Origin of the sequence: Chryseobacterium ginsengisoli, from assembly GCF_039542325.1 — a bacterium.
GTDB lineage: Bacteria > Bacteroidota > Bacteroidia > Flavobacteriales > Weeksellaceae > Chryseobacterium > Chryseobacterium ginsengisoli.
In genome coordinates this window covers 712,969-733,637 of sequence record NZ_BAABHX010000002.1, presented here as the reverse complement: position 1 = coordinate 733,637, position 20,669 = coordinate 712,969, and the positions used below count along the sequence as shown (strand labels likewise).

Sequence of the window (20,669 nt, the reverse complement as noted above, 5' to 3'; positions counted from 1 at the left end):
ATGCTTTTTTTACTTCCCGCTTATCTTTCAGAAAATACTTCTATAACACACTTTTCGCCTGTAATCAAAGATTACATCATGCAAACAGACTATTTCTTTGTAGAAAATGAAAAAACTGCCAGAAAAGTAGTCAAATTCTTTGCTCCGGAAAAAAAACAGTCGGATCTGAAACTTTTTCTGTTAGATAAATATACTGAAAATGTAGATATTAAAGAAGCTCAGGAATTGATGATAAAAGGTCAGGATTTTGGATTGCTTTCCGAGGCTGGGCTTCCTTGTATTGCAGATCCTGGGAATTTGATTGTAAAATGGTGTCATGAAAAAAATATTCGTGTTATCCCAATTTCAGGACCTTCTTCTATTATTTTGGCTTTAATTTCAAGCGGTTTTAATGGTCAGGAATTTACATTCAACGGCTATTTGCTGATTGAAAGGGGAGAGAAGAAAAAACAGATTTTGCAGTTGGAAAGTTTGGTTCAAAAGACAGGTTATTCGCAAATATTTATGGAAACACCTTATCGAAATAATCAGCTTTTTGAAGATCTGACTAAGTTTTTATCTCCAAATACAAAGTTGTGCATTGCTGCAAATATCAATGATCCTGAACATGAATTTATTAAAACAAAAACAATAAAAGAATGGCAAAAAGCTAAACCGGAACTTCATAAAATTCCTGCGGTTTTTGTTTTGGGAAAATAATTGATCGAGGAAACAGAAGTTATGAATTTATCCTCGCAAACAAATTTTATTGAATACTTCGAGAGCTTCAGAATTACTAGAAACTAGTTGTAAAATAAACAGTTAGTATTAGAGAAAGGCTCTCGAAGTATGTATTTTAATGGAACTTATTTTTTCTTAAAATAAACGTAAAGCCCCATTTTAAATTGATAAAATGAGACTTTAACTAGTAAATGAAAAAACAAGGTTTCTTTACATTGCAGATCCTGCAGCATCTTTTATTTCTTCTGCAAGCTGCTTGTTTTCTATTAATCTTCTTTTTGCAATAACAGATTTTCCACGTAAAACTCTTATAAATCTCACATATTGAAATCTTTCTTTTCCAAAATGATGAGTCATGACATATATTAAGATTCCAAATCCGGCTAAAATAATATATCCGAAGATCTTTTTATTAGAGGCAATTATAGCATTAAGCTGAATTGTTTTCATATTCGACATTACATTTTGAGAATTTACAGTCAAACCATCCATATAAACGGCAAGGTCTCCTATACTCTCAATCTGAAACTGATATTGAAACCATGAGAATATTGCTGAAAAGATTCCTACAGTTAAAAATGTTCTCCAAACTAAAGCCATACCGATTGCAGCGAGCATTTCGTTTAATTCTAATTTATCCAGTGTGTAATACCAAACGGAAATAAATAAAGCGGTCATTCCATAACCTTTCAAGAACATGGGTAAATACCAACTTTCATAATTGAACTCCAAAACCATTGAAAAGTACATAACGATTGCATATCCCAACATTGAAGAAAATCCGATGAATATATAATTTTTCAGTTCAATATCTTTTTTAAACCAAATAACTGCAATGATTCCCGCCAGAATAATTCCTGGAATCATAAGGATATTAAGTTTTGCATTGGTCAGTTGATCATATCCCAAAACTCCGACTGCATAAATATTTTGAATAGAGGTAGTTCCCAAATACATCCCAAGACATAACAGCATGAACAGACCATGCATAACATTATTTTTTGAAAAGGTTTTAAAGGAAATATAAGGTCTTTTCAACATCAACTGACGAGTAACTAGAAGTGCAAAACTCACAAAAGAAACTATACTCGCATTAATAATTTTTTTCGAATTCAGCCAATCCTGTTGTTTTCCAAATGATAAAACATAAGCCGAAAACATGAATGTTAACACGAAAAATATAATACTCAGCCAATCTATATAATATAAAGGAACTTTTAAGGCAAAATATTTATTATGCATAAAAATCCATTGTATTAAAGCCAGAATAAAACATAAAATCGAAATAATCACAAAAAAATGCTGCCAATTATTCAATATAGAAACCTGAACCGCATAATATCCCACAACCTGATTCATCATTAAAATGAATGTGTAAAATACTCCGTAAAACATTCCGCGATTACCGATCATTGCCATCACAGGTAAAAATAATTCTATTGCTACAATCATTTTTAAAAAGCCTACCATTAAAGAACTTCCAATGATAACGGTTGGTTGTAAAGTGGTTGCATTGATATAATTTAATATTCCTAAAAGAACCAAAGCAAGCGTAATTTTATCACGTATTTTGAATCTCATTTTGAGCCTTAAAACAATCGGCATTGCAGCTCCCATCCCAATAGTTGTCGCATAATTTGCAAATATATAGTTTTCTGAAAGCGCTCCGGTTCCACCAACCATATAGCTGATGTTTCCTGTATAAACTCCGCCAAGCGGCATCACAACTGTCATTAATAATACAATTAATAAAAGCTGTACAGGTTTTGGAACCCAATCGTGATATAATCCTTTGTTGTACATGATTGTATAATTTTCAATTGTGAATTATCAATTCATCACCAATTATTTATAAATATTTACATTCAGATTCATTCCTGCGCTAAGTTTTTCAATATCTTCTCTTTTGTTAGAAGCTGTAAATTCGATTCTTACAGGAATTCTTTGCTGAACTTTAATGAAATTTCCTGTCGAATTATCAGTAGGAACGTTTGAGTATTTTGAACCTGTTGCCGCTGAAATTGCAGTAACGCTTCCTTCAAATTTTTGTCCGCCCAAAGCATCTGCAGTCATCACCATTTTTTGTCCGATTTTAATATTTGGCATCTGGCTTTCCAGAAAATTGGCAGTGACCCATTTTTGTCCGTTTAAAACTATCGTGGCAACTTGCTGCCCAGGTTGAATTAATTGTCCCTCGGAAATCGTTCTTCTTCCCATTACACCATCATAAGGTGCTGTAATTACAGTATATGATAAATTAATTTTTGCCATATCCAAAGCAGATTTTGTTCTTTTGATTTCTGCGTTATTGATCCCTAATTTGCTTTTTACTTCTGTTGTAGAAAGATTTGCAGATTGCTTTTGATTTGCCAAAGCCTGATAAGCTGCTTTCTGTGCGTCGTATTCAGTTTTTACCTGATCATATTGTTGTCTTGTAACCGCTTCAGCCGCTAAAAGATTTTTGTATCTGTTTAAATTCTGTTCAGCATTCCAAAGTCTTGCTTTTGCACCTGCAATATTGGATTCCATTACGCTTACATTATTGGAAACCGTATTTACGGAAGAGCTTGTCGCATTTTTTTGAGCCAACGCGTTTTGATAAGCGGCTTCAGCTTGACCTAGCTGTGTTAAAAGTTCACGATCATCCAGAATGACCAATGTGTCACCTTTTTTTACGTGTTGATGTTCAATGAATTTTATTTCTTTGATATAAGCTGAAACTCTGGTGTTGATTGGATTGATAAATTCCTCAACCTGTGCTGCTTCCGTGTAACTTTTATCACCAACGTGAAAATATTCACGAATAAGCCAGAATAATCCCAAACCGATCACTAAAAACACAATAATGTTTGAAATAATGGCTCTTATTTTATTCTTTTTATTTTCTTTCTTTTTTGCTTCAGCATTAGATTGTACAGATGTTGAAGATGTATTTTGTTCCTTGTTTTCCATTGTTTTTGAGTTTTTAAAAATTAAAGAGTTCCTGTAGATTTCAGGAGATTATAATATTGATATAAGACATTGATCTCCGCATTAGAATAATCTAATTCCGATTGCAGTTTTTGATTCTGTGCATCAATCATTTCTGCCTGTACTGCCAATTGATTCAGGTATTTAGCTTCTGTAATCTTGTAGTTTTCTTCAGCTAATTTTTTAGCATCATTTAAAATATCTGCCTGTTGAATTGATTCCTGATATTTTACATAAGCTGCATTCACAGTCATATCGATATTTTGCTGAGTTAAAGTCATTGCATCATTTGCCTGATTTTTTTGTAACTCTCCTAACTTTACTCTTTCTTTCGTTTTATACAGATTATCAATATTATAACTCAAAGAAATGCCCGTTTGCCAACCTCCTGCATACATATCCAAAACAGGATTTCTATTGGTAATCGGTCTTTGTAAGCTATATCCTCCGAAACCTGCTACAGTAGGCATTTTATCGGTTTTTATAATTTCTATATTCTTATCGGCAACATCTATATTTGTTTTGGCTGATTTCATCAAAGGGTTGCTGTCGTGCGCGAGATTTAGATAATAATCCATGCCTATTCCTGATTCTTTATTAGTTAATTCTTCAACCGGAATTATCTCTGTATCAATTGATAAGCCTAAAGCAATGCTTAAATTATAATTAAGAATTTTCTTATTATTTTTTAACGTTAAAATTCCCTGATCTAAGTTTTTTATTGCCAGTTCACCACGAATAACCTCATTTCGGGTAACCATTCCTTGCTGATAGAATTTTTGAATATTTTTTAATCTTTCCTGAGCCAGTTTTTTATTGTTTTGAAAAACATCCTGCTGATTAATAATCTTATAAACATCCAAATAATTTGATATAACTAAAAATTTCACATCTTGTTTATTTTTTTCCAGATCCAATACAGAAAGTTGTTCACGGAGTCCTGCCATTTCGATAGATTTATTCACTAAACCTCCTTTGAAGATCAACTGAGTAGCCTGAACTCCGTAAGAACTTCCGTAGTGAGGCATAGGAATATTCGTAGAATTTGAAAAATCTTTATCGATCACAACCACATCTCCCAAATAAAATTGACTCATAGAAGCTGTGATAACCGGTAGTTTCTGAAGTTTTGTAACGTTTGTATTTTGTTTTGCAATGTCGATATTCTGTGCTGAAACTTTCAGTTGCTGATGATTTTGCACAGCTAATTCTGCAACCTCATTTGCTGTCATCTGTTTAAGTTCTTGTGAAAAAAACAGCGCAGGAAATAGAGCTATCACTAGTGATAGAGCTGTTTTTATGTTCTTTACCATTTTACCTTGTTTTACGGATACAAAGTTATGGTGTAAGGAAACTCAAACAAATGTTTGAGATTTGGAAAAAGATGTTCAAATGTAAGATTTTAGCTTTCGAACTGATTTCGGTATTGCGACGGACTTACCTTTAAATGTTTCTTGAAAAAGTGCGAAAAAGAGTATTGATCGCTGAAGCCAAGTATTTCAGAAACCTCTGAAACAGGCTTACTGGATGAATTCAGAAGTACTTTTGCTTCATTCATTACTACCAAAGCAATCATTTGACTTGCGGACATTCCTGTAATCGTTTTTATAACGGACGATAGATGTCTGGTTGTAATGAATTGTCGTTCTGCGTAGAATTCTACTGTCCGTTCTGTGTTATGGTTTGTAGCGAGATCATTCATGAAAATAAATACGATTTCTTCCTGTCTCGACATCTGATTCATCGAGTTGTTGTCTTCATTCGAAATAATTCCTGCCATTTGATAACAGAAGACTGAAAATAAATGCTCTACAATTTCTTTTTTATAGGTCATTTCGGTTTGAGAATCCAAAATATATTTAAGGAAATTTACACTTTTCCAAACCACTTCCATCTCATCCGGCTCAAAAGGAACACCGATGTTCATTTGTTGTCTGAAATAACGATAAGTGATTAATCTGTTGAATTTCAGTGATAAAGCAGAGATAAATTCCCTTTTGTAAGAAACCATTCTGGATTGGAAATCGTCACTCACAGAAATCATTTCATAAACAGTTTGCGGATCTGTCACCATAAACATATTGGTAGAAAGCTCTAGATCACGAAAATGTTGTTTGAGTTTTATTGTTCCGGTTTTAATGAAAATAAATGCCGGAGTTTCGGGACGGAAAGGTTTGTCGACAGCAATTCTCTCGAAAATATTATGTTGCGTAAAAATCTCAACTCCGAATTTTTCTAGGACAGACATAACACAAATGTAAGCAAACTCTTGGGCGATTACAAAAATTTATTATTTTAGTATTTTCCAAATTCCTATTATGAGAAAGATTGATTTACTTCTTGCAGAATACGGCGAAAGTCATAGAAACGGAACCAATAAACTGATCCATTCGATTTGTGTTCCTTTGATTTTTTGGACGATTTTAGGTTTTATCTCATATATTCCGACTCCGAATATTTATTTGAAATACTTTGGATTTCTGAGTGTTGCAAGTTTTGTTGCCTTAGTTTTAGTCACGATTTTTTACTTTCGATTATCATGGAGAATTGCATTAATTATGATTTTTGTAATGCTTTTAATGGAACATTTTGTTTCATTGGCGAATGTTACTTTCGGAAGAAATTCATGGATATTTTATCTTGCTGTTTTCGTTATAACATGGATTTTACAATTTGTAGGACACAAAATTGAAGGTAAGAAACCATCTTTTCTAAAAGATTTGCAATTTCTTTTAATCGGACCGATCTGGCTATTAAGTTTTATCCTTAAAAAATTGGGAATCAGATATTAGTTTAGTCTTCCAAAGCATAGACCGCAAAACTCGCCAACCAATGATCACCTCCATAATTTCCCTGAAATAATAGAGGAAGTCCATTATTCAAAAATATATTTGCTGTTCTTTGAAATTCTTTTTTCAATGGATGATTATTGGGAAGAGATTTTGCAATTCCTTTCATACACCAAGCTTTTGTGAAGGACAAACCAACCAAATGAACCGTTTGATAATCAGATAAATCACTTACAACAGGAATTTTTTCAATATTCTCTACACTTCGTTTTTCGTAGAAATTATTTAACCAAGAAATAAATTCTTTTTGTGGTAAAACTCTGCGCATCAAATCTGCAATTTCCAGACTTGGAGAAAAGAAATCCGAACCATCTGGTTCAAGATAAGCGGGAGTTTTTGTGTTATTGAGATAAAAATATTTAGCCTTTTCAATTAATTGATTTTCAAAATTTTTATCACCTGTTGCTCTTGCCCAATCTAATGCGAAAACCATTGCAAAGGCAGTATTTGGATGAACTCCTGTTCTGTTTGGATAGGTTTGTTTAGGCAAATATGTTTTCCATGAAGCTAGAATTTTATCCGTCAAAGGTTTCAAATTCTGATGCCAGATTTTCGCTTTTGGATTGTCCCAAGTCACCAATTCTTCATCCAATTTTAGCAACCAAGCCCAACCGTAGGTTCTTTCAAAAGTTCCCGTGAGTTGATATTTTGTAAAATAATCGGCTTCAACCTGGAGATTTTCTTTTTTAAATGAGTTGTCCAGGATGTTTTCAATGTCTTTCGCAATCGACAAATTCGGTTTTGTTTTTAATAATCGAACAAGCATCCAATGTCCGTGAACAGAACTATGCCAGTCGAAACAGCCATAAAAACTGGGATGCAGATCTTTGGGAGTAAGAGGAGCCTCGTTTGCATTATTGATGATATGTGCCGTTTTATTCGGATATTCCTGATTGATGCAGTACAGCGGTTTTTCCGATAGTTTTATCGCCATTTCGTCCGTGAGTTTCGGAATTTCCTGAGCGTACATCAAAAACGGAGAGAATATGATTGCTAAAAGACTCTTTTTCATTCAATAAAAATATAAAATAATTTGAGTTTTTCACTATATGCGGTTTGATTATGCTGAATAATATATTTTCCAGGAGCTATTTCCAGCTATCCACTATATCTTTTTTGTTACGGGCTCCGCTTCGCTTCGCCCGCAACAAAAAAGGATGCCGTTTCTATCTGGGCTAGGAAACCGGTCATCTTTTGAATTGTCAGTCCAAAACCTTTATCTTTGCATTCATAATTACAGCTATGAAAGATTTAATGGGTAAGGCGATCTGGGATTATTTTCATAATGAAAATCCTGAAGATCTGCAGACTGAAACTTCAATTTCCGAACTGGATGAACTTCCGGTAGAGTATCTTTTCCGCGATTTCGAAGAAATGAATGATATTGAACAAAAAGCTTTGAAATTATCTCATGGAAAAACCTTAGATATTGGGGCAGGAGCGGGTTCACATTCTTTATATCTTCAGAATGAAAGAAATTTAGATATTACGGCCTTAGATATTTCTCCAAAATCTATTGAAGTTTGCAAATTTAGAGGAATTAAAAATGCTGTTGCTGAAAATATGCTTCATTTTTCAGGAGAAAATTTTGATACGATTTTACTATTGATGAACGGAACAGGAATTTTCCAAAGTCTTAAAGTAATCGATATTTACATGAAAAAACTTCACTCGTTACTAAATGAAAAAGGTCAGATTTTAATCGACAGTACGGATATTTTATATATGTTCGACAAAGATGAAGATGGCGGAGTTTACATTCCGGCGGAAGGATATTATGGTGAACTGGATTATATTGTTCATTACAAAGGTGAATCAGAAGACCCGATAAAATGGCTGTATCTTGATTTTAATACCTTAAAAAATGCAGCGGAAAATAATGGTTTTAAAGTTGAGAAAGTGATGCAGGATGAGGATGCTTATTTGGCGAGATTGATTAAAATATAAAATAGAGATGCTTCGACAAGCTCAGCATGACAACGCTACAAATGAATCGCTAATAAAATCGTTAGTATTAGAGATGTCATGCTGAGCCTGTCGAAGCATCTATAAAATTAAAAAGCCACATGAAATTCATGTGGCTTTTTATATATCTGAAATATTAAAAATTATCCAATCTCAATACCATTTTCAACATTGCTGTCATCCGGAGTTACGAAAGATAATTTTCCGTCCGATTTCGTAGTTAATAGCAGCATTCCCTGAGATTCAATTCCTCTGATTTTTCTTGGAGCCAAGTTTAATAAAATCATTACCTGTTTTCCAATCACTTCTTCTGGAGTGAAACTTTCTGCGATCCCTGAAACAACAGTTCTCACGTCAACACCAGTGTCAACAGTAAGTTTTAATAATTTATCGGCTTTTTCAACTTTTTCAGCCTCTGTAATTGTTGCTGTTCTCAAGTCGATTTTCGTAAAATCATCAAAAGTGATTTCGTCTTTCATAGGGTTTGCGTTAGGGTTTGTTTTTTTATTGTTTTGTTTTGTGTCTTCCAGTTTTTGGATTTGAGCTTCGATTACGTCGTCTTCTATTTTTGAGAAAAGAAGAGATGATTCATTGATTTTATGACCTGTTTCAATTAAAACAGATTTAGTTTCAACATCGTTCCAATCTGATTTTTGAACATTAAACATATTCAATAATTTTTCAGAACTAAAAGGCAAGAACGGTTCACATAACTGAGCTAAAGCTACAGCAATCTGAGCTCCTACAAATAATGATTGAGCTGCTTTTTCAGGATTGTCTTTAATCGTTTTCCAAGGTTCTTCAGCCTGAAGATATTGGTTTCCGAAACGTGCCAAATTCATTAAAGCTGTTAAAGAATTTCTGAATTCATAATTTTCTAAGAAACCTGAGATTTCTTTTGCTGCTTTGTTAATTTCGGCTAATTCAGGAGCATTTACATCACCTTGAGGAACAATTCCATCATAATATTTATGAATTAAAACAGCAACTCTATTAATGAAATTTCCAAAGATTCCTACTAATTCAGAATTATTTTTCGTCTGAAAATCCTTCCAGGTAAAATTATTATCTTTTGTTTCCGGAGCAGATGAAAGAAGAGCATATCTCAAAACATCCTCTTGTCCAGGGAAATCCTCAACATATTCGTGTGCCCAAACCGCCCAGTTTCTTGACGTTGAAATTTTATCGTTTTCAAGATTCAGGAATTCAAAAGCAGGAACATTTTTTGGCATGATGTAATCTCCGTGAGCCTTCATCATCGCAGGAAAAATAATACAGTGGAATACGATATTATCTTTTCCAATGAAATGAACCAAATCACTGCTTTTGCTTTGCCAATAATCTTTCCAGTCTTTTCCGTTTTTCGCAGCCCATTCTTTCGTAAAAGAAATATATCCGATCGGTGCATCAAACCAGACATAAAGTACTTTTCCTTCTGCATTCGGCAGCGGAACAGGAACTCCCCAATTCAGGTCTCTGGTCATGGCACGAGGTTTTAATCCATCGTTTAACCAAGATTTAACCTGTCCGTAAACATTTGGTTTCCAGTCGTCTTTGTGACCTTCGATAATCCATTCATTCAGGAAATCTTCGTATTCATTTAATGGTAAGTACCAGTTTTTTGTTTCTTTTAAAATAGGAACATTTCCGCTCAACATCGATTTCGGATTGATCAGTTCAGAGGGCGAAAGAGTAGTACCACATCTTTCACACTGATCTCCGTAAGCATTTTCGTTTCCACAATTCGGGCAGGTTCCAACGATGTATCTGTCTGCTAAAAATTCATTAGCCTGTTCGTCGAAATACTGCTCAGACATTTCTTCAGTGAACTTTCCTTTTTCATAAAGAACTTTAAAGAAATCCTGACTTGTCTCATAGTGATTTTTAGAAGTTGTTCTCGAATATTCATCAAACGAAATCCCCAAATCTGAAAAAGATTTTTTGATGATTTCATGGTATTTATCAACGATATCCTGAGGTGTAACTCCTTCTTTTTTTGCTCTGATGGTAATAGGAATTCCATGCTCATCCGAACCACAGATAAACGCTACATCTTTTCCTAATCTTCTCTGAAATCTTGCGTAAACATCCGCAGGAATATATACACCTGCCAAATGTCCTATATGAACCGGCCCGTTTGCATAAGGCAAAGCTGCCGTAATCATCTTTCTGTTTGACATTTATAGTAAAGTTTTTGAACTGCAAAGATAAGGATAATCCTTGAAACTTAAGAAGCTTGGTATTTTTAAAGGATTTTAGGTAGTTGTGGTAGGTGAAATGTTACATTTAGTTAAACGGAAGTTTAACTTTTTGTTAAATTTAAAACAATGTTATGTAGTGCATATTTTAATTTAAGTATTTGAGATACAGTTGTTTTGCTTTAAAATTTCGTTTAATTTACATAATTTTATCTAAATTTTTAATAAAATTACGATAATTCTAATTTTTTTTTAAATTGCAGACAGGCTGTATGCCAAATGTGATAAAAACGAAACTATATAAAAAAAATAATATTGTGAAAAATTTTACAACGGTATTAAAAATTGCGCCTGCATTTTTATTGGCAAGTACAATGATTCATGCGCAAACAAAAGACTCTGCTACGAAAGAGAAAAAAATAGAAGAGGTTGTTTTGATTGGGTATGGTAAACAGAAGAAGACTGATTTGACGGGGTCTATTTCGTCAATCACATCCAAGGATTTTAACGGAGGGGCATCTACTGCAGATCAATTAATTGTAGGTAAGACTCCAGGAGTACAAATTACAGGAAATAGTGGTGCTCCAGGATCGGGTTCTACAATAAGGGTAAGGGGAGGCTCTTCATTTATTAATAATGATCCTTTAATCGTTATTGATGGTGTACCAATTGACTTTAATAGTTTAAGCGGTGCTACCAATCCATTGTCATTAATTAATCCAAATGATATTGAAACATTTGATATCTTGAAGGATGCTTCTTCGGCGGCTATTTATGGAAACAGAGCTTCCAATGGGGTTATTTTAATTACTACTAAAAAAGGAACTACCGGAAAATTTAGAGTAAATTTTAATACTAATTTCTCTGTATCAACAAAAATGGGAAATGTTGATGTTTTGGATGCGGATCAATTTAGAAATTTTGTAAATACCTATGGAACTACTGCTCAAAAATCATATTTGGGTAAGGCAGATACAAATTGGCAAGACCAAATCTATCAGCAAGCATGGGGAACAGATAATAATGTTGCTTTTTCAGGCGGTGTTAAAGGATTACCTTACAGAGTATCTTTAGGATATAATGAGCAAAATGGAATTGTAAGAACAAATGAATTTAGAAGAACATCTTTAGGATTGAATTTTTCACCTAAATTCTTTGATAATCATTTAACTGTTAATGGAAATTTTAAAGGAACTTTCTCTGAAAATAGATTTCCTGATGGGGGTGCAATTGGAGCTTCAATTTATTTTGATCCTACACAACCTATATATTCGGGAAATTCTAATTATGGAGGATATTATGAATGGCTAGATCCGGCTAATACAGCTACAGGATTAAACGTAAATGGAACAAGAAACCCTTTAGGTTTATTATACAGTAAAAGAGATATTTCATCTGTTTTTAGAATTATTCCAAGTTTACAATTAGATTATAAATTTCATTTTTTGCCAGATTTAAGATTGAATATTACTGGATCATATGATTATGCAAAAAGTGACGGATCAGTAAATATATCTAAAGATTATGCTCAAGGAATTGGAACTTTAGGCTCTTATCGTTCATATTCTCAGGAAATTAAAAGTAAGTTGTTTGAATCTTATTTAAATTATGTAAAAAAGATAGATGTAATTAGTACTAATGTAGATATTATTGGAGGTTATTCTTATCAGGATACGCGTTCAATTACTCCTGAAGCACCTACTTATTATGGGAATGGTCAAAAAACGGATTTTTCAACCGCAGGTGATACCCAAAGGACATTATTATCTTTTTACGCAAGAGGTATCTTTACAATTGCAGATAAATATGTAATCAATGGATCAATCAGAAGAGATGGTTCTTCAACTTTTTGGAATGGATATGATAAAAATCAATTATGGGGTAATTTTCCAGCAGTATCAGTTGCATGGAAGATCAATGAAGAAAGCTTTTTAAAGAGTATTTCTTCAATTAATTCATTAAAGTTAAGAGCAGGTTGGGGTAAAACTGGTCAACAAGAAACAGGAAGTTTTTATCCTGCTTTTGGTTCTTATTCTTACAGTAATAGCAGTACTGCACAATATCAGTTTGGAAATAGTTTTTATACCTTACTTCGACCTGATGTTTACAATCCAAACTTAGTATGGGAAACCACAACAACGAAAAATTTAGGTTTAGATTTTGCAATTCTTAATAATAGAATTAGTGGTTCAGTAGATTATTTTGATAAAAAATCTGAAAATCTTATTGCAAAAGTGCCTACTTGGGCAGGTGATTTAAGTAATTTCAATGTTAAAAATGTTGGAGTTATCGCTAATAAAGGTTTTGAAGCTAATTTGAATTTAGTCCCTATAAAAAACCAGAATGTAACTTGGGACGTGAATTTTAACGCAACCCGATTTAATCCAAAGGTTACAAGTTTATCACAATATGTAGACTCATCGTATAAAATTGCAGTAGGTACGCTTACGGGTATTAATAATTATATTCAGGCAATTACTGTTGGTCAGCCACTTAACGCATTTTATGTTTATCAACAAATTTATGATAACAACGGTAAGCCACTTGAAGGTGCTTACATAGACAGAAATGGAGATGGGAAAATTACAGAAGATGATAAGTATTTCTACAAATCTCCAAATCCAGATGTAATTTTAGGATTTTCCACAAAAGTAAGTGTGAAGAAATGGGAATTTAGTACATCACTTAGAGCGGTATTAGGAAATTATGTTTATAATAATTCAGCTTCTAATAGCTCAATTGCAAACATTCAAGCAAATAATTTCTTGAGTAATACCAATTCGAGCGTATTAACAACTCAGTTTGCGGCAACACAATTATTCTCTGATATGTTTATTGAAGATGCATCATTCTTAAGAATGGATAATCTTTCGGTAGCTTACAATGTAGGAGAATTTATGGGTAAAGGAACTAACCTAAGAGTGAATGCAATGGCACAAAATGTATTTGTAATTACAAAATACAAAGGTATAGATCCTGAAGTTTTTGGTGGAATTGATAATGGATTCTATCAAAGACCTAAAGTGTATTCAGTAGGCTTTAACTTTCAATTTTAATTAACATGAAAAATAAATATTTATATAAAAAAATAATTCTTGGATCTATTACTTTAGGAACTTTGTTTTTTGCAGGTTCTTGTACACAAGATCTGGAAAGAGAACCTAGTTTAGGACTAACTTCTTCTGTATTGTACAAAGATTTTAATAACTACAAACCGGCTTTAGCTAAAATTTATGCTGGGCTTGCAATTGGAGGTCAGGGAGATCAAAATAATGCTGATGGAAATACAGATATTGGTGGAATCGATGGTGGTTTCTCAAACTATCTTCGTCAAATGTATAGCATGCAGGTTTTAACTACGGATGAAGCTGTTATTGCATGGGCAGACGCAGGTCTTCCTGAAATGCATAACATGACTTGGAATGCTTCTAATCCATTTGTTGCGGCAATTTATTATAGAATATTTAATGTAATAGCTGTAAGTAATGAGTTTATCAAAAATACAACAGATGAAAAACTTTCTACAAACGGAATTACAGGAAATAATCTTACTGAAGCAAAATATATGCGTGCCGAAGCTCGTTTCTTAAGAGCTCAATCATATTATCACGCATTAGATTTGTTTGGAAATGTTCCTAATGTAACTGAAACAACAGATATTATTAATAATCCTCCACCGAGAATTGCAAGAGCAGAATTATTCAAATATGTTGAGTCTGAGCTTTTAGCTTGTGCTAATGACCTTAAAGATGCAAAAACCAATGAATATGGTAGAGCAGATAAAGCTGCAGCATGGTCTTTACTTGCAAGGCTATATTTAAATGCTCAAATATATACAGGAACTGGAAGATATACAGATTGTATTACATATTGTAATAAAATTATTACAGCAGGATATTCATTAAAGCCTAATTATGGATCATTATTTATGGCAGATAATAACGTAAACAATCCGGAAGTTATTTTATCTGTAAATTATGATGGCACAAGCACAAAAACTTATGGGGGGTCAACTTTCATGGTACATGCTGCTATTGGAGGATCAATGCCTGCTTCACAATTTGGTGTCAACGGAGGTTGGGGTGGCTTAAGAACTACAAAATCTCTAGTTAATTTATTTGCAGGTTCGCCAAATGATCAAAGAGGAAATTTTTATACAGCTGGTCAGAGCTTGGAAATAAATAACATAGCAACTTTTACAGATGGTTATGGATTCATTAAATATAAAAATATTAAATATGCTAATGGTGCTCCTGGATCAGATGCATCTGGTAATTTTGTAGATGCAGATATTCCTTTGTATCGTTTAGCTGATATTTATTTGATGTATGGTGAAGCGGTAACAAGAGGTGGAAGTGGTGGAAATGCTGCCACAGCATTAGGCTATGTAAATGCTTTGAGAACAAGAGCCGGAGGAAATGCAGTTGCTTCAATAAATACAGATTTCTTCTTAGACGAAAGAGCAAGGGAAATGTCTTGGGAGGCTACTAGAAGAACAGATTTGATTCGCTATGGGAAATTTACTTCAGGTTCGTATTTATGGCCTTGGAAAGGAGGTGTGAAAGATGGTAAAGCAGTTGAAGATTATAGAAATCTATTCCCAATTCCGGCTAATGATATTGTTGCAAATCCTAATTTAATTCAAAACCCTGGTTATTAATCTTAAAAACACTTTAAAATGAAACATTTATTTAAAATATTGGCTATTGCATTTATAGGTCTTTTTGTTATGTCGTGTGAAAAGGATGAAGATCAGGCAGTAATTACAGAAACTACCAAAAGTAATATTTCAGCAGATAAAACAACTCTTGTTTTAGATAAAAATAATCAGGATAATGTTGCGCTAAATGTTACTTGGAATAAATCGATTTTTAATCTGGCTGTGGTTTCAACACAACAATTACAATTTGGGGTAAAAGGCATGAATTTCGTAGGAGCAACTGCTACAGATGCTATAAATTCTCCTATTTCTTTTACAAATAAACAACTGAATGCGATGGCTTTAAGCTTAGGAGGAAGCCCAAATACTGTTATTGAAATTGAAGTAAGATTAAAAACTTTAATTGGAGCAGCTCCTTTCTATTCTAATGTTACAACTTTAAAAGTTACACCTTATCTTTTAGGTCCTGTTTATAATTATACAGATTTATATCTTATTGGTGATGCTACAGCAGGAGCCTGGGATAATGTTGCTTCGAATGTAAAGATTTATCCATTACAAAAATCAAGTACTGCAGGTGTATATTCTTATACGGGTTATTTTGCGCAGGGAGGTTTTAAAATGATAGGAAAGCCAGGAGAATGGACAGTTCAATATGGATTAGGATCTTCTGCCGGAATTTTAAGTACTGCTGGAAGCTCTGGAAATATTGCCGTAGCAACTGCTGGTTATTATAAATTAACAGTAAATACAACATCATTAACATATACATTTGTTCCGGTTACATCTCCAACCACTACTTATACCTCAATTTCAATGATAGGTACTGCTTCGGGTGACTGGAGTACAGATGTAGATATGCAGCAATCAACTTTTGATCCGCATGTTTGGGTTAAGAAAAATGTATTATTAAACTCAGGAGAATTTAAATTCAGAGCAAATCATGCATGGGCTACAAGCTGGGGAGTTGCAGAAGAATTTTTCGGAATTGCAACTACAAGTGGAGGTAATATTCCTTTAACAACTTCTTTTCACTACGATGTTTATTTTAATGATATAACGGGTGGTTATTCTGCTATTCCTTATTATCCTTAGTAAAAAAATAAACAATTAATATTAATTTAAGTTGAATTTACATAGCAAAGTGTTGCTTTTCGGCAACACTTTCTTTATTTTTAAAGTTTATATAAATAGTCATTATGAAGAAAATTACAGTTGGAGCTTTATTGTTCTCAATGATGTTTGCGGGTGTTAGTGCACAATCTTTGAAATCGCCGGACGGAAAATTTGAAATGAATTTTCAGTTGAAACAAGGGGTGCCTTACTATAACCTGAAATACAATGGAAATGTTGTCGTGGAAGATTCCAAATTAGGGTTGAGATTATTTAAAGATACTTCTATAAAATTCGCTTCTGAAATTGCGAAGCCGGAAGATGTAAAATTTGATTTAAACAACGGTTTCACAAAAACAGACGAAAAAAGAGATTCTAAAAACGAAACTTGGCAACCGGTTCTTGGTGAAAAGAAAAACTATATTAATAATTATAACGAATTAGCTGTAACGTTAAACCAGGCTTCTACAGAGAGAAATATTATCGTTAAATTCAGATTGTTTAATGATGGATTGGGATTCAGATATGAATTTCCTCAACAGAAAAATTTGAATTACTTCACGATTCGTGAGGAAGATTCTGAAATCGATTTTCCAACCGATATGAAAGCTTGGTGGATTGTTGCGGATTATGATTCTCAGGAATATCAATATCAGGAAACAAAACTTTCAGAAATTCCTGCAAGATGGGATAAAGCTTTTGATGCAAATGCTTCTCAGACTTTGATTAAAAATGCAGTTCAATCTCCATTAATGCTTAAAAAGGAAGGTAAAGAGCCTTTATATGTTAATGTTGCAGAAGCTGCAGTTCTAGATTATGCGGCTTCTCACCTTGAAGTGGATGCTCAGAACTTTAGGCTTAAAACTCACCTTACAGCAGACAGACAGGGAGCAAAAGGCTATATCCAAACTCCTTCTGTAACACCTTGGAGAACGATTATTGTTGCTCCAAAAGCAGAGGAGGTAATGGATTCTAAGATGATTTTTAATCTTAATGAGCCTACAAAATACAAAGATACCTCTTACATCCACCCGACAAAATATATGGGAGTTTGGTGGGAAATGATCATCGGAAAATCCCAGTGGGCTTATGGACAGCCGGAATCGAATGTACGTCTTGGTGTAACAGATTTCTCTAAACTGACTCCAAACGGAAAACATGCTGCAAACAATACAAAGGTTAAAGAATATATCGATTTCGCATCAGAAAATGGTTTTCAAGGTCTGTTAATTGAAGGTTGGAATGTTGGTTGGGAAGACTGGTTCGGTCATTCAAAAGAATATGTTTTCGATTTTATCACACCTTATCCTGATTTTGACATCAAAATGTTGAATGAATATGCTCATTCGAAAGGAATTAAGCTAATCATGCACCATGAAACTTCAGGTTCTGCAACGAACTATGAAAGATGGGCGGATAAAGCTTACCAATTGATGAACAAATACGGTTATGATGCCGTAAAAACAGGATATGTAGGAGATATGATTCCAAGAGGAGAACATCATTATTCTCAATGGACAATCAACCATTTTTACAGAATTGCAGAGAAAGCAAATGAATATAAGATTATGGTAAACTCTCACGAATCTGTTCGTCCGACAGGAGAAAGCCGTACTTATCCGAATTATATTTCTGCAGAAGCCGCGCGTGGAACAGAATACGAAGCTTTCGGAGGAAATAATCCTGATCACCAGACAATTCTTCCGTTTACAAGATGGATGGGAGGTTCTATGGATTACACTCCGGGAATTTTCCAGACAAAATTAGATTATTATTTTCCTGGAGATAAACGTTTTGTGAAGACAACCTTGGTAAAACAATTGGCTCTTTACGTAGTAATGTATATGCCGCTTCAGATGGCTGCAGATTTACCTGAAAACTACAAAAAACATATGGATGCTTTCCAGTTTATTAAAGATGTTGCAGCAGATTGGGATGATACAAAAATCTTATCGGCTGAACCGGGAGATTATATCATCACTGCAAGAAAAGCAAAAGGGACGGAAAATTGGTTTGTCGGCGGAATTACAGACGAAAATAAGCGTGATTATACTGTAGATTTCTCTTTCCTGGATAAGAGTAAAAAATATGAGGCAACGATTTATGAAGATGGAAAAGATGCAGATTATATCAACAATCCTCAAAGCTATAATATTTACAAAAAGGAAATTACAAGCAAATCCAAAATTAATTTCAAGATGGTAAGAAGTGGAGGTTTTGCGATCTCTATCAAGCCTGTAAAATAATTTTAAGATTAAATTAAAAATGTAAACCTTACAGTTGAATAATTCTGTAAGGTTTTTTTAATCAAATTACAAAATGAAAAAAATATACACGATCATTTTACTGTCAGTGGCTTCTGTTGCATTTTCTCAGAAACCTTTAGACAAAGTAGAGCCTGCTTTCTGGTGGAAAGGAATGAAAAATCCGGAACTACAGATTTTGGTATATGGAAAAGATATTGCCAAAAATGAAATTGAACTTTCAGGCGGTGTTCAGATTAAAGATATTCAGAAAGTTGAAAATCCGAACTATGTTTTTGTAACGGTTAATACCAACGAAATCAACGTTCCTAAGTTTAAGATTAATATTAAAAACGGCAAAAAAAATATAGGTTATTACACTTATGAATTAAAACAAAGAGAACCGAATTCTGCAAACAGAGAATCCTATACATCAAAAGATGTGATGTATTTAATAATGCCCGATCGTTTTGCAAATGGCGATGAAAAAAATGATTCAAGTCCGAATTTAACTGAGAAAGCGAACAGAACACTTCCGAACGGACGTCACGGAGGAGATTTACGCGGAATTATCAATAATCTTGATTATATCCAAAACCTCGGAGCAACTTCTGTCTGGTTAACTCCGGTGAATGAAGATAACGAAAAAGTATATTCTTATCATGGATATGCTCAGACAGACTTATATAAAATTGATGAGCGTTACGGAACGAATGAAGAATATAAAGAACTTTCCCAAAAGCTGAATAAAAGAAATATGAAACTGGTGATGGATTATGTTACCAATCATTGGGGAGTTTCGCATTGGATGATCAAAGATTTACCAACAAAAGATTGGATCCATTTATTTAGTGATGAAGAAAAAGGTTTCAAACGTTCCAATTACAAAACGACGACGCAGTTTGATACAAACGCTTCTGAAGTTGATAAAAGAGTAGCGTTAGATGGTTGGTTTGATACGACAATGCCCGATATTAATCAAAAAAATCCTTTAGTTTTAAAATATTTAACACAAAATGCTATTTGGTGGATCGAATATGCTGAACTGGGCGGGTTTCGTGTAGACACTTATCCTTACAACGACAAGGAAGCGATGGCAAGATGGGCAAAAGCGATCATTGATGAATATCCGAAATTTAATATTGTTGGTGAAACTTGGTTGAATTCAGCTGCCTATATTTCAGCTTGGCAAAAAAATTCAAAAACGGGAGAAGCTGCAAATTATAATTCGAATCTTCCTTCTGTGATGGATTTTATGTTGTATGGAGATATGTCGAAAGCTTTAAAAGAAAAAGAAGGTTGGGACAGTGGAATGAATCGTATTTACAACAGTTTAGCAAGCGATTTTCTTTATCCGGACATCAATAATGTGATGGTTTTTTTCGAAAATCACGATACTGAAAGATGGAATGAGATTTTTAATGATGATCCGAAAGCATATAAATTGGGTTTAACTTTAATTTCAACCGTTCGCGGAATTCCACAGATTTATTACGGTTCCGAAATAGCAATGAGAGGGGATAAAAATAAAGGCGGAGATGCAGATATCCGAAGAGATTTTCCGGGTGGCTGGAAATCAGATAAGGTAAATGCTTTCAATCCATCAAGTCAAACTTCTGAACAAAAGGAATTTTATCAGTTTACTCAAAAATTATTGAATTGGAGAAAAGGAAAAGAAGTGATCCATACCGGAAAAACTAAAAATTTCGTTCCTCAGAATAATGTTTTTGTGTATTTTAGATATAATGAAAAGGAAAGTGTAATGGTTGTCTTAAATAATAATGATCAGGAGCAAAAGTTAGATTTAAAACACTTTGCAGAATCTTTAAACGGATTTTCAAAAGGAAAAGAAGTGATTTCAGAAAAAGAAATTTCTTTACAAAACGGATTGATAATCCCAGCAAAATCGTCAATGATTATTGAATTGCAGAAATAAAAAAACGTAATTATA

Annotated in this window: 14 protein-coding genes; 8 read left to right on the top strand and 6 right to left on the bottom strand. The window is 33.6% G+C overall.

Translation table 11 applies throughout. The annotated features are described in order from the left end of the window. Positions 1-699 (top strand): SAM-dependent methyltransferase, encoded by a 699-nt coding sequence (locus tag ABD940_RS08345; RefSeq protein ID WP_345202270.1) that lies wholly within the window; start codon positions 1-3, stop codon positions 697-699. Between the two features lie 231 nt (positions 700-930). Here the strand turns inward: ABD940_RS08345 and ABD940_RS08340 are convergent, their stop codons facing one another. From ABD940_RS08340 to ABD940_RS08325, 4 genes are all read right to left on the bottom strand, one after another. Further along, positions 931-2,523 carry an MFS transporter gene (locus tag ABD940_RS08340; protein ID WP_345202266.1) on the bottom strand — a complete coding sequence of 531 codons (1,593 nt, stop codon included), beginning with the start codon at positions 2,521-2,523 and terminating at the stop codon, positions 931-933. Positions 2,524-2,565: 42 nt separating this feature from the next. After that, a complete protein-coding gene (locus tag ABD940_RS08335) occupies positions 2,566-3,672 on the bottom strand; it encodes an HlyD family secretion protein (protein WP_345202264.1) in 1,107 nt (368 codons plus the stop codon). A 20-nt stretch (positions 3,673-3,692) separates the two neighbouring features. Further along, the gene (locus ABD940_RS08330) at positions 3,693-5,003 is read right to left on the bottom strand and encodes a TolC family protein (RefSeq protein ID WP_345202259.1); all 1,311 of its coding nucleotides are present in this window, start codon (positions 5,001-5,003) and stop codon (positions 3,693-3,695) included. An 89-nt stretch (positions 5,004-5,092) separates the two neighbouring features. Further along, complete coding sequence (locus tag ABD940_RS08325) at positions 5,093-5,938, bottom strand: helix-turn-helix domain-containing protein (protein ID WP_345202254.1); 846 nt, start codon at positions 5,936-5,938, stop codon at positions 5,093-5,095. A 70-nt stretch (positions 5,939-6,008) separates the two neighbouring features. On the opposite strand from ABD940_RS08325, the gene ABD940_RS08320 reads away from it, so the two are divergent. After that, positions 6,009-6,482 (top strand): Mpo1 family 2-hydroxy fatty acid dioxygenase, encoded by a 474-nt coding sequence (locus tag ABD940_RS08320; RefSeq protein WP_345202251.1) that lies wholly within the window; start codon positions 6,009-6,011, stop codon positions 6,480-6,482. A 1-nt stretch (position 6,483) separates the two neighbouring features. Here the strand turns inward: ABD940_RS08320 and ABD940_RS08315 are convergent, their stop codons facing one another. Beyond that, on the bottom strand, positions 6,484-7,551 hold the full coding sequence (locus ABD940_RS08315; RefSeq protein WP_345202247.1) for a DUF2891 domain-containing protein: 1,068 nt from the start codon (positions 7,549-7,551) through the stop codon (positions 6,484-6,486). Positions 7,552-7,781: 230 nt separating this feature from the next. Between ABD940_RS08315 and ABD940_RS08310 the strand changes: the two genes are divergently transcribed. After that, the gene (locus tag ABD940_RS08310; RefSeq protein ID WP_345202243.1) at positions 7,782-8,486 is read left to right on the top strand and encodes a class I SAM-dependent methyltransferase; all 705 of its coding nucleotides are present in this window, start codon (positions 7,782-7,784) and stop codon (positions 8,484-8,486) included. Between the two features lie 161 nt (positions 8,487-8,647). On the opposite strand, the gene metG is transcribed toward ABD940_RS08310, so the two are convergent. Further along, positions 8,648-10,684 (bottom strand): methionine--tRNA ligase, encoded by a 2,037-nt coding sequence (gene metG / locus ABD940_RS08305; protein WP_345202240.1) that lies wholly within the window; start codon positions 10,682-10,684, stop codon positions 8,648-8,650. Between the two features lie 335 nt (positions 10,685-11,019). On the opposite strand from metG, the gene ABD940_RS08300 reads away from it, so the two are divergent. The 5 genes from ABD940_RS08300 (at position 11,020) to ABD940_RS08280 (ending at position 20,654) form a co-directional block, all read left to right on the top strand. Beyond that, positions 11,020-13,758 carry a SusC/RagA family TonB-linked outer membrane protein gene (locus ABD940_RS08300; RefSeq protein WP_345202237.1) on the top strand — a complete coding sequence of 913 codons (2,739 nt, stop codon included), beginning with the start codon at positions 11,020-11,022 and terminating at the stop codon, positions 13,756-13,758. 5 nt (positions 13,759-13,763) lie between these two features. Then, entirely contained in the window at positions 13,764-15,362 is a 1,599-nt protein-coding gene (locus ABD940_RS08295; RefSeq protein WP_345202234.1) for a RagB/SusD family nutrient uptake outer membrane protein, read from the top strand. A gap of 18 nt (positions 15,363-15,380) precedes the next feature. Next, the gene (locus ABD940_RS08290) at positions 15,381-16,457 is read left to right on the top strand and encodes a SusE domain-containing protein (RefSeq protein WP_345202231.1); all 1,077 of its coding nucleotides are present in this window, start codon (positions 15,381-15,383) and stop codon (positions 16,455-16,457) included. Positions 16,458-16,561: 104 nt separating this feature from the next. Next, positions 16,562-18,721 (top strand): glycoside hydrolase family 97 protein, encoded by a 2,160-nt coding sequence (locus ABD940_RS08285; protein ID WP_345202226.1) that lies wholly within the window; start codon positions 16,562-16,564, stop codon positions 18,719-18,721. Between the two features lie 73 nt (positions 18,722-18,794). Then, a complete protein-coding gene (locus tag ABD940_RS08280) occupies positions 18,795-20,654 on the top strand; it encodes a glycoside hydrolase family 13 protein (RefSeq protein ID WP_345202223.1) in 1,860 nt (619 codons plus the stop codon). Positions 20,655-20,669 lie beyond the last annotated feature (15 nt).